Source organism: Bradyrhizobium sp. TM102 (genome assembly GCF_009176685.1).
In the GTDB taxonomy this organism is placed as follows: domain Bacteria; phylum Pseudomonadota; class Alphaproteobacteria; order Rhizobiales; family Xanthobacteraceae; genus Bradyrhizobium; species Bradyrhizobium ottawaense.
Genome location: NZ_AP021855.1, coordinates 2,919,713 through 2,934,330 on the forward strand (window position 1 = coordinate 2,919,713; position 14,618 = coordinate 2,934,330).

Annotated in this window: 12 protein-coding genes; 9 read left to right on the plus strand and 3 right to left on the minus strand. The window is 63.3% G+C overall.

Features of this window, described 5'->3' with window-relative positions; genetic code table 11:
- The first annotated feature begins 380 nt into the window (after positions 1–380).
- The 6 genes from GDN70_RS13725 to GDN70_RS13750 all read left to right on the plus strand — a co-directional run bounded on the left by GDN70_RS13725 (position 381) and on the right by GDN70_RS13750 (position 6,251).
- Positions 381–1,559 (plus strand): ABC transporter substrate-binding protein, encoded by a 1,179-nt coding sequence (locus tag GDN70_RS13725; RefSeq protein WP_028143353.1) that lies wholly within the window; start codon positions 381–383, stop codon positions 1,557–1,559.
- Positions 1,560–1,740: 181 nt separating this feature from the next.
- Positions 1,741–2,610, plus strand: a complete 870-nt coding sequence (locus GDN70_RS13730; protein WP_028143352.1) for a branched-chain amino acid ABC transporter permease — start codon at positions 1,741–1,743, stop codon at positions 2,608–2,610.
- 8 nt (positions 2,611–2,618) lie between these two features.
- Positions 2,619–3,647 (plus strand): branched-chain amino acid ABC transporter permease, encoded by a 1,029-nt coding sequence (locus GDN70_RS13735; protein WP_028143351.1) that lies wholly within the window; start codon positions 2,619–2,621, stop codon positions 3,645–3,647.
- Positions 3,644–4,399, plus strand: coding sequence for an ABC transporter ATP-binding protein (locus tag GDN70_RS13740; protein WP_028143350.1), 756 nt, complete (start codon positions 3,644–3,646; stop codon positions 4,397–4,399). The genes GDN70_RS13735 and GDN70_RS13740 overlap by 4 nt, the downstream gene beginning before the upstream one ends.
- Positions 4,392–5,108 carry an ABC transporter ATP-binding protein gene (locus tag GDN70_RS13745; protein WP_028143349.1) on the plus strand — a complete coding sequence of 239 codons (717 nt, stop codon included), beginning with the start codon at positions 4,392–4,394 and terminating at the stop codon, positions 5,106–5,108. Before GDN70_RS13740 ends, GDN70_RS13745 begins: the two co-directional genes overlap by 8 nt.
- Positions 5,109–5,132: 24 nt before the next feature.
- Positions 5,133–6,251, plus strand: coding sequence for a cobalamin-independent methionine synthase II family protein (locus tag GDN70_RS13750; protein ID WP_028143348.1), 1,119 nt, complete (start codon positions 5,133–5,135; stop codon positions 6,249–6,251).
- A 194-nt stretch (positions 6,252–6,445) separates the two neighbouring features.
- Here the strand turns inward: GDN70_RS13750 and GDN70_RS13755 are convergent, their stop codons facing one another.
- Complete coding sequence (locus tag GDN70_RS13755; protein WP_028143347.1) at positions 6,446–8,170, minus strand: caspase family protein; 1,725 nt, start codon at positions 8,168–8,170, stop codon at positions 6,446–6,448.
- A gap of 168 nt (positions 8,171–8,338) precedes the next feature.
- Between GDN70_RS13755 and GDN70_RS13760 the strand changes: the two genes are divergently transcribed.
- From GDN70_RS13760 to ahcY, 3 genes are all read left to right on the plus strand, one after another.
- A complete protein-coding gene (locus GDN70_RS13760; protein WP_028143346.1) occupies positions 8,339–9,694 on the plus strand; it encodes a hypothetical protein in 1,356 nt (451 codons plus the stop codon).
- A 62-nt stretch (positions 9,695–9,756) separates the two neighbouring features.
- Complete coding sequence (gene metK, locus GDN70_RS13765; RefSeq protein WP_028143345.1) at positions 9,757–10,953, plus strand: methionine adenosyltransferase; 1,197 nt, start codon at positions 9,757–9,759, stop codon at positions 10,951–10,953.
- Positions 10,954–11,077: 124 nt separating this feature from the next.
- Complete coding sequence (gene ahcY, locus GDN70_RS13770) at positions 11,078–12,499, plus strand: adenosylhomocysteinase (protein WP_028143344.1); 1,422 nt, start codon at positions 11,078–11,080, stop codon at positions 12,497–12,499.
- A 75-nt stretch (positions 12,500–12,574) separates the two neighbouring features.
- Here ahcY and GDN70_RS13775 read toward each other — a convergent pair whose 3' ends face one another.
- Both GDN70_RS13775 and GDN70_RS13780 read right to left on the minus strand, forming a co-directional pair.
- Positions 12,575–13,594, minus strand: coding sequence for a class I SAM-dependent methyltransferase (locus GDN70_RS13775; protein ID WP_028143343.1), 1,020 nt, complete (start codon positions 13,592–13,594; stop codon positions 12,575–12,577).
- Complete coding sequence (locus GDN70_RS13780) at positions 13,587–14,582, minus strand: fatty acid desaturase (protein WP_152102666.1); 996 nt, start codon at positions 14,580–14,582, stop codon at positions 13,587–13,589. The genes GDN70_RS13775 and GDN70_RS13780 overlap by 8 nt, the downstream gene beginning before the upstream one ends.
- Positions 14,583–14,618 lie beyond the last annotated feature (36 nt).

The following is a 14,618-nucleotide window of genomic DNA, read 5'->3' on the forward strand; positions in this document are numbered from 1 at the left end:
GGGGCAATCGGAGTTGGGAATTTCGATCTCGTCGTCCGGCGAATGTTCGAATTCTGCAAAGCGGAGGCGGATTTCTCCAGCCACGTCGCCGCCGGGCGCTCTTACCGTGCAGTATCGACCCGGAGGGACCCGGCTCGCACAGCGAAAGGCTTTCTTGTTGACAGGGCCATTTTATTTGTACAATCGTACAAATATCTCCTCCGCCGTCGATCCGATCGCGCGGCTTGCGCCGAATGGTCGCCCAACGTCCGATTGACAACGGGGTTGCAGAGGACGCCATGTGGCCGCGCGGCATGGCTTGTCCGTAGGTTAGAGCGCGGCAAGGACCGGGTACTCGGTCTGGCGCACAACAGGTCAGGAATGAAGGGGAGGGACATCTGATGTTCGAACGCAGAATTTTTTCACGCACCGTAGCAGCAGCCGCCATCGCGGGCGTTGCAGGCCTTGCGTCTGCCAAGGCCGAGGACACCGTCAAGGTCGGCCTGATCCTGCCGATGACCGGCGGCCAGGCTTCGACCGGCAAGCAGATCGAGAACGCGATCAAGCTCTACATGCAGCAGAAGGGCGACACCGTCGCCGGCAAGAAGATCGAGATCATCCTCAAGGACGACGCCGCGATCCCGGACAAGACCAAGACCGCCGCGCAGGAGCTGATCGTCAACGACAAGGTCAACTTCATCGCCGGCTTCGGCGTGACGCCGGCCGCGCTGGCGGCCGCGCCGCTGGCGACGCAAGCCAAGATCCCGGAAATCGTGATGGCGGCCGGCACCTCCATCATCACCGAGCGCTCACCCTATATCGTGCGCACCAGCTTCACGCTGGCGCAGTCCTCGACCATCATCGGCGACTGGGCGGTGAAGAACGGCATCAAGAAGGTGGCGACGCTCACCTCCGACTACGCGCCGGGCAATGACGCGCTCAACTTCTTCAAGCAGAATTTCACCGCAGGCGGCGGCGAGGTGGTCGAAGAAGTCAAGACGCCGCTGCAAAACCCGGACTTCGCGCCGTTTCTGCAGCGCATGAAGGACGCCAAGCCGGACGCGATCTTCGTGTTCGTGCCGGCCGGCCAGGGTGGCAACTTCATGAAGCAGTATGCCGAGCGCGGCCTCGACAAGGCCGGCATCAAGGTGATCGGGCCGGGCGACGTCACCGACGACGACCTGCTCAACAACATGGGCGACGCCGTGCTCGGCACGGTCACCGCGCATCTCTACTCCGCGGCGCACCCCTCGCAGATGAACAAGGATTTCGTGGCAGCCTACAAGAAGGCGTTCGGCAATCGTCCGGGCTTCATGGCGGTGAGCGGGTATGACGGCATCCACCTGATTTATGAGGCGCTCAAGAAGACGAATGGCGACACCGACGGCACCAAGCTGGTCGAGGCCATGAAGGGCCAGAAGTGGGAGAGCCCGCGCGGCCCGATCTCGATCGACCCCGAGACCCGCGACATCGTCCAGAACATCTACATCCGCAAGGTCGAGAAGGTCGACGGCGAGCTCTACAACGTCGAGTTCGCGACTTTCGAGGCCGTCAAGGATCTCGGCAAGACCAAGAAGTGACCCGCGAAAGCGGGGCATCCCGGGGCGCGCATTAGCGCGAACCCGGGATATCATGCCCCTTGCTCCGCGTCATGGCCGGGCTTGCCCCGGGCATCCACGCGAAGCCAGGAAAACAAAGTCCGGACAAGAACGTGGATGGCCGGGACAAGCCCGGCCATGACGATAACTCTAAGCTGAGACGATGACCTCTATCCTCACCAACCTGTTCGATGGCGTTGCCTACGGCATGCTGCTGTTTGTGCTCGCGTGCGGGCTTGCGGTCACGCTTGGATTGATGAACTTCGTCAATCTCGCCCATGGCGCCTTCGCCATGGCCGGCGGCTATGTCTGCATGGTGCTGGTCAACCGGATGGGCTGGCCGTTCTTCGCAGCGCTCCCGCTCGCTTTCGTCTCCTCTGCCGCGATCGGCATCGCGCTCGAACGGACGCTGTACCGCCACCTCTATACGCGCAGCCATCTCGATCAGGTGCTGTTCACCATCGGCCTGACCTTCATGTCGGTTGCTGCCGTCGACTATATCCAGGGCTCCTCGCGCGTCTTCATCAACCTGCCGGCGGCACTTCAGGGGCAGTTCGACCTGTTCGGCGTCGGCATCGGCCGCTACCGGCTGATGATCATCGTGATCTGCGGCCTGCTCACCATCGCGCTGCAGATGGTGCTGGCCAAGACCCGCTTCGGCAGCCGCCTGCGCGCCGCCGTCGATGACCCGCGCGCCGCAAGCGGCCTCGGCATCAACGTGCCGCAGGTGTTCGCCTTCACCTTTGCCTTTGGCTGCGGGCTTGCCGGCCTCGGCGGCGCACTGAGCGCTGAGATCCTTGGCCTCGATCCGTATTTCCCGCTGAAGTTCATGATCTACTTCCTGATCGTGGTCACCGTCGGCGGCTCGTCCTCGATCACCGGCCCGTTCCTCGCCTCGCTCCTGCTCGGTATCGGCGACGTCGCCGGCAAATATTACGTGCCGAAGATGGGCCCCTTCGTGATCTACACCATGATGATCGTGATCCTGATCTGGCGTCCGAACGGCCTGTTCGGCCGCACGGCCGCGCGTTGAGTTCGCCGATGAGTGCTTCCTCCGACGTCGGTCATCACGCCCAGCGCCAGGCGCGCTGGCACTACGGCGAAGTCGCCTTCTGGCTGATCGTGCTGGCCTGCGGCTTTGCATTTCCCACGCGCTATCTGATCATGACCGACATCCTGCGGCTGGCGCTGTTTGCGATGTCGCTGGATCTCATCCTCGGCTATGCCGGCATCGTCTCGCTCGGGCATGCTGCCTTCTTCGGCGTCGGCGCTTATGCCGCGGGGCTTCTCGCGCTTCATGGTATCGTGAACGAGCCCGTGTTGGCGCTGATCGTCGCTGGCCTGGCCGCGATGGTGCTCGGCTTTGCCACCAGTTTCCTGGTGATCCGCGGCGTCGATCTGACGCGCCTGATGGTGACACTCGGCATCGCGCTGCTGCTGGAAGCGCTCGCCGAGCGCTTCTCCAACATCACCGGCGGTACCGACGGCCTGCAGGGCATCGAGATGCAGCCGATCTTCGGCCAGATTCCCTTCGATATGTTCGGCAAGGCCGGTTTCTTCTATTCGCTGGCTGTCCTGTTCCTGCTCTTCCTGTTCGCCCGCCGCGTGGTGCATTCGCCGTTCGGCCTGTCGCTGCGCGCGATCAAGAACAATCCGCTGCGCGCCGCCGCGATCGGCATTCCCGTCAACCGCCGCCTGATCGCGATCTACACGCTCGCGGCGTTCTATGCCGGCGTCGCGGGCGCGCTGTTCACCCAGACCACGGCGATCGCCTCGCTCGACGTGTTTGCCTTCGAACGCTCCGCCGATCTGATGCTGGTGCTCGTCATCGGCGGCACCGGTTACCTCTACGGCGGACTGGTTGGCGCGGTGATCTTCCGCATGCTCCAGGAAGTGTTCTCCACCATCACCCCGCAGTACTGGCAATTCTGGATCGGTCTCGTGCTGGTCGTGATCGTGCTGGTCGGCCGTCAGCGCCTGCACCGCTGGGTGCTGTACGTACCCAATCTGGTCATCAGGCAGATTGCGGGACGCAAGGCCGTCGTCGCCGTGCCGGAGAGCGACGCATGACCATCGTGCTCGAAACCCAAAATCTCGAAAAGCAATTCGGCGGCCTGCGCGTCACCCGCGACCTGTCCTTGAAGATCGAGCAGGGCGCTCGCCACGCGCTGATTGGCCCGAACGGCGCCGGCAAGACCACGGTCATCAACCAGCTCACCGGCGTGCTCAAGCCGAATTCGGGCCGCATCCTGCTCGAAGGCCAGGACATCACCGATCTTCCCGTGCACAAGCGTGTGCTGCGCGGCCTGTCGCGCACCTTCCAGATCAACCAGCTCTATCCTGACCTGACGCCGCTCGAGACCATTGGCCTTGCCGTTTCCGAGCGGCTCGGGCATGGCGGCGACTGGTGGCGGCGGATGGGCACGCGCAGCGACGTCAACGGCGAGATCGCCGATCTGCTCACGCGCTTCCACCTGCTCGACGTCATGAACGAACAGACCGTGACGCTGCCCTACGGCAAGCAGCGCCTGCTCGAGATCGCGGTCGCGATCGCCGCCAAGCCGCGTGTGCTGCTGCTCGATGAGCCCGCCGCCGGCGTGCCCGAGAGCGAGCGCCACGACATTCTCGCGGTCGTCGGCAGCCTGCCGCGCGACGTCACCGTGCTGTTGATCGAGCACGACATGGACCTCGTGTTCTCCTTCGCCGACCGCATCTCCGTGCTGGTTTCGGGCGCGCTGCTCACCGAGGGCCCGCCCGAGCAGGTCGCGCGCGATCCGCAGGTCAAGGCCGTCTATCTCGGCGAGGAGGCGGTCAATGTCTGACCTGCTCGCGATCGATTCGTTGCGCGCCGGTTATGGCGAGGCGGTGGTGCTGCCCAACATGTCCCTGCGCCTCGCCGAGGGCCAGGTGCTGGCGCTGCTGGGCCGCAACGGCACCGGCAAGACCACGCTGATCAATTCGATCGTCGGCGTCACCCGCCGCTTCTCAGGCAGCGTGGCGCTCGCCGGCACCGATGTCACTTCGCTCCGGCCTGACCAGCGGGCGCGCGCCGGCATCGGCTGGGTGCCGCAGGAGCGCAACATCTTTCGCTCGCTCACTGTGGAAGAGAACATGACCGCGGTGGCGCAGCCCGGTCCCTGGTCGGTCGAGAAGGTCTACGAGATGTTCCCGCGGCTGAAGGAGCGGCGGAGCAATTTCGGCAACCAGCTCTCCGGCGGCGAGCAGCAGATGCTGGCGATCGGCCGCGCGCTCACCCTCAATCCGAAAGTGCTGTTGCTGGACGAGCCGACAGAGGGCCTTGCCCCCATCATTGTCGAGGAGCTCTTGAAGGCGATTGGCAGCATCACGCGGGCAGGCGGCATCTGCTCGATCATCGTCGAACAGAATGCCCAAAAGATTCTGGGGCTGGCCGACCGCGTTGTGATATTGGAGCGCGGGACGATCGTCCACGATGCTCCGAGCGCCGCGCTGAAAACCGACCCCTCGGTCCTGGAACGCCATCTCGGCGTCGCCGGGGCGGCGGCTCACTAAACTAAAATGTCCAGGGAGTAAGACATGCAGCGAACCAAAGCCCCCTTCCGCGCCGACGAGGTCGGCAGCCTCCTGCGTCCGACCAAGATCAAGGAAGCCCGTAGCCGGCTCGAGAAGGGCGAGATCTCGGCCGACGATCTGCGCAAGATCGAGGACATGGAGATCGAGAAGGTCGTGCACAAGCAGGCCTCGATCGGGCTCAAGCTCGCGACCGACGGCGAGTTCCGCCGCTCATGGTGGCATTTCGACTTCCTGGCCAAGCTCACCGGCTGCGAGCTGTTTCATCCCGACACCGGCATCCAGTTCGCAGGCGTGCAGACCCGGCACGACGCGGTGCGGGTGATCGACAAGCTCGACTTTCCCGACGACCACCCGATGCTGGACCACTTCCGCTTCCTGAAGAAGGTCGCCGACCAGGCCCACGTCACCGCCAAGATGACGATACCTTCGCCGGCAGTGCTGCACTTCCGCGGCGGCCGCAAGTCGATTTCCAAGGACGTCTATCCCGATCTTGAGGCCTTCTACGAAGACCTCGGCAAGACCTACCGGAAAGCCGTCAAAGCGTTCTACGATGCCGGCTGCCGCTATCTCCAGTTCGACGACACCGTGTGGGCCTATCTCTGCTCGCAGGATGAACTGCAGAAGGCGCGCGAGCGCGGCGACAATCCGGACGGTCTCCAGCAGATCTATGCCCGCATCATCAACTACGCGCTGGCCGAGAAGCCCGCCGACATGGTCGTGACGACGCATGTCTGCCGTGGCAATTTCCGTTCGACCTGGATTTCTTCGGGCGGCTATGAGCCGGTTGCCGAGACCATGCTCGCCGGCACCAATTACGACGGCTATTTCCTCGAATATGACAGCGACCGCGCCGGCGGCTTCGAGCCGCTGCGCTTCCTGCCCAAGGGCAACAAGGTCGTCGTGGTCGGCGTCATCACCTCGAAGTTCGGAGAGCTCGAGAAGAAGGACGACATCAAGCGCCGTCTGGAAGAAGCCGCCAAGTTCGCCCCGCTGGAGCAACTCGCGCTGTCGCCGCAATGCGGCTTTGCCTCGACGGAAGAGGGCAACGTCCTCTCCGAGGAAGAGCAGTGGGCGAAGCTGAGCCTTGCGGTCGAGATCGCGAAGGAAGTGTGGGGCAACTGACGGGCAGCGCTCGCCTCGCTCCTGTCCCGGACGCGCTGCAACGCGCTTAGCGTTGCGGTGCAGAGCCGGGACCCAGAAAGCAACGAGCTGCCCCCGCGGGAAAATGGGCCCCGGTTCTGCAGCGCACCGCTGAACTGGACGATGCTACGCATCGCCAGGAAAGCGCTGCGCTGCGTCCGGGGCACGAGACCATCTCACTTCTCCGCCAGATAGACCTCGCCCAGCAGCGACGAGTTCGACCACGGCACCTGCTTGTTCTTGGTGCTCGAAACCACCTCTGCCCGCACCCGCGTCAGCATCTGCTGCACCTCCAACCCCGGGGTGCCGAGATGGCGAGACAACGCGGCGGAGAACGGCGAATTCGCGCCTTCGCCGTCGAGCGCGACCTGGCCCGGCGCGGTCGCGAATGCGATCAGCGTGCCGGCCCCTAACGTCGCGCCGCTGCCGAGGCTCGTCGGTGCAGCGAGACCCGAAGCGCCCTCGATGCCGCGACTGCTGCCGGCGGATGCGACCTGCTGCGCCATGGGATTGTTGCGGCAGGCATCGAAGATCAGGATGTTGGTGCGAACCTGGTCGTTGAGGCCGGCCATGATCGTGTCCATGTCGATCATCGCTTCTGTCATGCCCGTGCCCGGCTTGAGTTCGACGTCGACGGGAATGAGGTAGTTGCGGCCGTCGACCTGGACGCCATGGCCGGCATAATAGACCACCGCCACCTGCGCCCGGGCGGCCTCGCGCAGGAAGTCGCGCGTCATCTTCTGCATCGCGGCACGGTCGAGATCGACGCCCTCCGACACGGTGAAGCCGATGTCGCGCAGGCTCTTTGCGACCGCACGGGCATCGCTGGACGGGTTGGGTAGTGCCTTGACGTGTTGATAGGCGCCGTTGCCGATAATCAGCGCCATGCGCTTGCCGCGGCCGCTCGCGAGCGGAGATGGCGAGGGCGCCGGCGTCGCGGTCGCCTGCTGCTGTGACGGCGTGCTGGGCTGCTGCGCGATCGACATCGGCGCGTCGCGCGGGACCGGTGCGGGCGCTTCGGTGACGAGCGAGAGCCGCACCTTTGCGGTGGCCTGATTGGCCTTGCTGCCGGCGTCCGACGCCACGACCGCGAGCGCCGCCTTGTAGTCCTCGCGCGCGCTTGCGTAGTCACCCTTCGCTTCATAGGCCAGCGCGCGATGGGTGTAGCCGGAGATCAGCACGCTGTTCGGCGGCGTCATGATGTTGGCCGGCGGTTTGTCCCTGGCGAGCCGGATCGCCTCGCTGCCGTCGGCGATGGCGCGATCGAGATCGCCCTTGGCGCGCCAGATCGCGGTGCGGTTGAACAGCGGCTGCGGCAGCGAGGGGTCTAACCGGATCGCCTGGTTGATGTCGGCGAGAGCGTCGTCGAGATCGCCGAGCGCCTGTTTCGAGATGCCGCGGTTCTGGAACGAGAACGCCGATTTCGGATCGGCCTTGATCGACATGTCGTAATCGGCAATGGCCTTGGCATAGTCGTGCTTGCCGCGCCAGGCGTTGCCGCGATTGTGGAAGATGATGCCGCTGGGCGGTCCGAGTTTCAGCGCGTCGTCGAAATCGGCGATCGCGATGTCGTAGTCGCCCTTATCGTAATAGGCCGAGCCCCTGAGATTATAGGCCGCCTGGCTCGGCTGGAGCCGGATCGCTTCGGTGGCGTCGGTGATGACTTTTGCGTAGTCGCCCTTCTTGTTCCAGCCCACCGCGCGCCAGAAATGGATCGTCGCAAGCTGCTCGCCTCGAAACACCTTCAAGGCGATGATCTTGTTGCAGGCGTCGATCATCTTGTCCGCTGGCGTCGTGTCGGTGGTGCAGAGCGGCCCAAGCTGGCTGCGCGCCTGCGCGACAGCGGGCGCGGACCACAGGGTTACGGCGAGCAGGCTGAGCGCGACGAGCAGGCGGCGCATGGCGATGGCCCCATCGGAGAGAAGCGCCTGTTTGTTGCCCGGCGGGGTGCATGGGTTCACGCTAGCGGCGGCGCGAACGGTGGGGAGACGCCTTGATCCTCTATTCCCTTAGTGGGCAGATTTTGCTAGGAGGCGAAGCCCAACTTTTCTGCCCACCGCGTCCCACCCATGAAAAACGACGAAATCCTGAGCCAGATCACGGAGTTCTGCCGCAAGGCGGACATGGCGGAATCGACGTTCGGCCGGCGGGCGGTGAACGATGGGAAGCTGGTGCATCGCCTGCGCGAGGGCAAGCGCATCACCATCGATACGCTGGACCGGATCCAGGCCTATATGGCGGCATCGATGGCCGGCGGCGTGCCGCCGCCGCGCGGGCTTCAGGTGCCGCCCGAAAAGCGCGATCCACGCGGCAATTTCCGTTTCTTCGAGAATCGCCAGAAGTACCTGCTGTTCGTCCACACCTGCAGCGAGAAGCGGGTGGTCGCCGACAGGGTCGCACTGGAGCTTTCCTCCATCCATCCGCGCCCACCGGCCTTGCGCGTGTTCGACGCCGGCGTGGGCGACGGCACGGTGTTGGCGCGGGTGCTGCGCGCGACGCATCAGCGCTACCCGCACATGCCGTTCTACGTCGCCGGCAAGGAGCTCAGCCTGGAAGACCTGCGCCTGACGCTGGAGAAGGTGCCGGACCGCATTTTCGAGCATCCCGCGTCGGTTTTCGTCTTCACCAACATGTTCTACTCGGAGGCGCCCTGGCTGACGCCGGCATCGCCGGCGGCGGCGGCTGCGACCGTCTGGCACGAGGTCCCGCTGCGGGGCGCCTCTTCAGGTGAGTTCGAGCAGCAGATCGCGGAGCTGAGACCGTTCCTGGAGCAGAACTGGCGCGCCGCGATCAGCCCACGCACGGCCATGCCGCTGTACGAACGGCCGGTCGTCCTGGTGCTGTATCGCGAGGACCACAGGTTCTTGCTGGATTCGACCATTCCGCGGCCGGGCCAGACCGAGGCCAATTTCGACCTCGTCATCGCATCCCAGCCCTACCGCGCCCTGTCCTCGGTCAATTTCCGGGCAAAGCGGATCATCGCGCCCCTGGCCCGGGCACTTCGGCCGGGAGGCCGGCTGATCGGAATCCACTCCCACGGCCAGGATCCGGGCATGGAAATGATCCAGGCGATCTGGCCAGGAGAAAATCCTTTCGCCGTGAGCCGTCATGAGCTATTGCGCGCCGTTAAGTATGAACTTGGCTCGTTGGGCCGCGACTTAAATTTTAATGCATATGCGGATAACCGCTCGATCTTCAGGTATGATATGGAAGCGCTGCCCAACGAGGTAACCGGCACCATCGGAACCTCGACAGCCTTTGCAGCGTGGAATGCGGCGGTGTATGTCGCTCAGATTGAGGACGACCGGTTGACAGAAATGACTCAAAACGGCCGCACTCTGGATGCCGCCAGGGACGTTCTGCGGAAGTACAATGGGCTCTGGTTTCTCGACGAATCCTACGTCATCTCGCGCCGGCGTGATTGACATCATCCACAGGTAAACATCGCAAACGCCCGCCGGTTTAGCGGCGGAACAAGGGGTTACTGATGCGCGCGTCCTATCTCTTCACCAGCGAGTCCGTGTCCGAGGGCCATCCGGACAAGGTGTGCGACCGGATCTCCGACGAGATCGTCGATCTGTTCTACCGCGAAGGGCCGAAGGCCGGCATCGACCCCTGGCAGATCCGCGCCGCCTGCGAGACCCTGGCGACCACCAACAAGGTGGTGATCGCCGGTGAGACCCGCGGTCCGAAGTCGGTGACCAACGAGCAGATCGAGGGCGTCGTCCGCGGTGCGATCAAGGACATCGGCTACGAGCAGGAAGGCTTCCACTGGAAGACCTGCGACATCGAGATCCTCCTGCATCCGCAGTCGGCCGACATCGCCCAGGGCGTTGATGCGCTGCAGCCGGGCGAGGTCAAGGAAGAGGGCGCGGGCGACCAGGGCATCATGTTCGGTTACGCCACCAACGAGACGCCAGATCTGATGCCGGCGCCGATCTTCTACGCCCACAAGATCCTTCGCCTGATCTCCGAAGCCCGTCACTCCGGCAAGGAGAAGGTGCTCGGTCCGGACTCCAAGAGCCAGGTCACCGTGCAGTACGAGAACGGCAAGCCGGTCGGCGTGCGCGAGATCGTGGTTTCGCATCAGCACCTGGTCGAGGACATCTCGTCCAAGCAGATTCGCGACATCGTCGAGCCCTATGTGCGCGAGGCGCTGCCGAAGGACTGGATCACGCCGAAGACGATCTGGCACATCAACCCGACCGGCAAGTTCTTCATCGGCGGTCCCGATGGTGACTCCGGCCTGACTGGCCGTAAGATCATCGTCGACACCTATGGTGGCGCGGCCCCGCATGGCGGCGGCGCGTTCTCCGGCAAGGATCCGACCAAGGTCGACCGCTCCGCGGCTTATGCTGCGCGCTACGTCGCCAAGAACATCGTTGCCGCCGGCCTTGCCGACCGCTGCACGCTCCAGCTCGCCTACGCCATCGGCGTGGCGCGGCCGCTGTCGATCTACATCGACACCCACGGCACCGGTAAGGTGCCGGAGGAGCAGCTCGAGAAGGCGGCGGCGCAGGCGATGGATCTGACGCCCCGTGGCATCCGCAGCCATCTCGACCTCAATCGCCCGATCTACGCGCGCACCTCGGCCTACGGCCATTTCGGCCGCACGCCCGACAACGAGGGCGGCTTCTCCTGGGAGAAGACCGACCTCGTCGAGCAGCTCAAGCGCGCGCTCTGATTTATTTGCGTCATTCCGGAGCGCCGCAATAGCGGCGAACCCGGAATCTCGAACTGCCTGATTCCGGGTTCGCTCGTTTCGCGAGCGGGTCCGGAATGACGAGCCAAACAAACAGGAACCTCCAATGAACGCGAAGCCCGGCTTCACCGATTACATCGTCAAGGACATTTCGCTCGCCGATTTCGGCCGCAAGGAGCTCTCGCTCGCCGAGACCGAGATGCCCGGTCTGATGGCCACCCGCGAAGAGTACGGCCCGAAGCAGCCGCTGAAGGGCGCGCGCATCGCCGGCTCCTTGCACATGACGATCCAGACCGGCGTGCTGATCGAGACGCTGGCCGCCCTCGGCGCCGACATTCGCTGGGTCTCCTGCAATATCTATTCGACGCAGGACCACGCTGCGGCCGCGATCGCGGCCGCCGGCATTCCCGTCTTCGCCGTCAAGGGCGAGACGCTGACCGAGTACTGGGACTACACCGCAAAACTGTTCGACTGGCACGGCGGCGGTCACCCGAACATGATCCTCGACGACGGTGGTGACGCCACCATGTACGTCCATCTCGGTCTGCGCGCCGAGAACGGCGACGCTGCGTTCCTGGACAAGCCGGGTTCGGAAGAAGAGGAAGTCTTCTTCGCGCTGCTGAAGAAGCAGCTCAAGGAAAAGCCCAAGGGCTACTTCGCCGAGATCGCCAAGAGCATCAAGGGCGTGTCCGAAGAGACCACCACGGGCGTGCATCGTCTCTATGACATGCAGAAGGCCGGCACGCTGCTGTGGCCCGCCATCAACGTCAACGACAGCGTCACCAAGTCGAAGTTCGACAATCTCTATGGCTGCCGTGAATCGCTGGTCGACGGCATCCGCCGCGGCACCGACGTGATGATGTCGGGTAAGGTTGCGATGGTCGCCGGCTTCGGCGACGTCGGCAAGGGTTCGGCCGCCTCGCTGCGCCAGGCCGGCTGCCGCGTGATGGTGTCGGAAGTCGATCCGATCTGCGCGCTGCAGGCCGCGATGGAAGGCTACGAAGTCGTGACCATGGAAGACGCAGCTCCCCGCGCCGACATCTTTGTCACCGCGACCGGCAACAAGGACATCATCACCATCGAACACATGCGCGCGATGAAGGATCGCGCCATCGTCTGCAACATCGGTCACTTCGACAACGAGATCCAGATCGCGGGTCTGCGTAACCTGAAGTGGACCAACATCAAGCCGCAGGTCGACGAGATCGAATTTCCGGACAAGCACCGCATCATCATGCTGTCGGAAGGCCGCCTCGTGAACCTCGGCAACGCGATGGGCCATCCGTCCTTCGTGATGTCGGCCTCCTTCACCAACCAGACCCTGGCGCAGATCGAGCTGTTCGCCAATAACAAGGACGGCAAGTACAAGAAGGAAGTCTACGTGCTGCCGAAGTCGCTCGACGAGAAGGTCGCGCGCCTGCACCTCGCCAAGATCGGCGTCAAGCTCACCGAGCTGCGCAAGGACCAGGCCGACTATATCGGCGTGAAGCAGGAAGGCCCGTACAAGTCGGACCACTACCGCTACTGAGGCGCAGCGCGCGTCAAGAACGCACGAAGCCCCGGAGCAATCCGGGGCTTTTTTTCGGCCTCACGCTGTTGTCGGTCACGCGACCGGCGGACCTCCAGGCTTGCGCGCAAGGACCAGCATGGCCGAAGTCCTTGCGCCAAGCGTGCGACGAAGCAACTCAAAGCCTGTGATCGCCATCAACGGGAGGCGTGACTTCATCGGATTGAACCATTCCGCAAGCTTCGGCATCGGCAGGACCGTGTTGTAGCGCAAGCCATGGCGGAACGAGTGAAGCCAGAAGGAATGTCCGGTCTGGTAGAAAATGCCCGCTGGCTCCAGTCCGGCCTTCTCGACCGCCCGCCCGATGCTCTTGCTGTTAAAGAGGGTCCAATGCCGGGGAATATGAAGACCGCCCCACCAGCCATTGGAGAAGAGCCGGCGATCGATCGAGTCGGTGTTCGGAGTCTCGAGCGCCAGGACTCCGCCAGGAGATAGCCACTCCGTTAACTTGCGCATCACGGCGATCGGATCTTCCACATGTTCGATCACGTGAAACATCGTGATGAGATCGATCGTGCCCGGTTCGATCTCGGTGCAGTCCTCGACGCGTCCCGCCCAAACCCTGAACCCGTCACTCTGAAGCTTGGGCAGCGCCGGCGAGGGCAAGTCCATGCCATAGATGCGGTCCCGCGACATCCCCCGTTCCGCGAACTGGTAGAGATAGCGGCCATCGCCGCAGCCGACGTCCAGATAGCTGGTCGGTTTTTTCTCCATCCGCTTGGTGATCCCGGCAAGCTTGATGCGATCGAGCATCGCCTTGCCTTTGAGAATGACGGCCGGCAGCTTTTCCGACATATCGTAGGCATAGTAGGTTGGCGGATAGATCGTGGACAGCTCACCGTTTGCCGGTCGCGGATCGATCCAGACCGCTTCACACTCGGTGCACTGGAAAAAGGTCCAAAGATTGCGGCACGTCTCGATTTCATAATCGAACCCGTGCGCATATTCGCGCCGATGATCGGACCCGCAAACGGGACAATGACTGACGCGCACCGTCTCGATCAGTGGTGCGTTCGTATCGTAGTTCGGCGGAAGACCAATGCCTCGCTCAAGCATGGGATTGCTCGGGCATGACAATTGCGGCGTTGCTCCGCCGCCAATTGGCATACGAGATCAGGTAGCCGACATACGATTTTCGCCACACAAGCCGCGTGTCGCCTTTCCTTGCGATCTCCGAGGTGCGTATCAGACGATCAGCCTCGGGCAGGTTGTAGTACGGGATGCTCGGCCAAAGATGGTGAGCCATATGATAGTTCATGTTGTGAGGGGCGAAGAACAGCTTCTCGAACCAATTGCTCTCGTAGGTGATCAATCGCATCGAGCTGTCTGCGTCTTCATCAGCGATCATCATCGAATGCTCGCAGAATACGCGCACGAGATCGGCGCGGTAGGCAAGGGCGTAGGTTGGCGCAAGCCAGAGGCACGGATAAGCCCAGGCTCCGATCGAATAGCTCAGGCCACCAATCAGAGCGAGTTGCCAGGCGGCCAGAAGAAGGACGTCTCGGAGCCGATAGCGCTCGGAGGGTTCGACGGGACTAGCGACGGAGTGGGGCGATCGCTTGAAAAACACATTCCTGACGGCCGTCACAAGCGGGCTGACGCCACTTAGGAATGCCATGAAGGGGATGACCACATCCTTGCCCTCGTGCACATATTTGAAACGATCGGGGTCGTCCGCGAGGCACGTCGAATGATGGTGCGTCATGTGGTTGCGACGATTGATCCGCGTGATCGCGCCGATCGAGGCGGTCATCGTCAGATCATTCCAGAGATCATTGAGGGTAACTGATCGAAAGAGTCTGCGATGGAGCCCATCATGCATAATGATGTAGAGGCCATAGAAATTCACACCGACGACGAAGAAGGCGAGGACGGCTGTGGCAAAGTTCGGCCACAGCGCGACCATCGTCCAGGCCGCTACGATCAATGTCCAGTGGACCACCGTCGCCAAGACGGGAACCCACGGTCTTATCTCATTGAGCCGTCTGAGGTCTGACGGCGTGATCAGATTAGCGCGAAACGGCGAATAGGCCTGGACCGACATTTCACGGTGCTCCCAGCGCAGGTCGTTCAAGCGGTC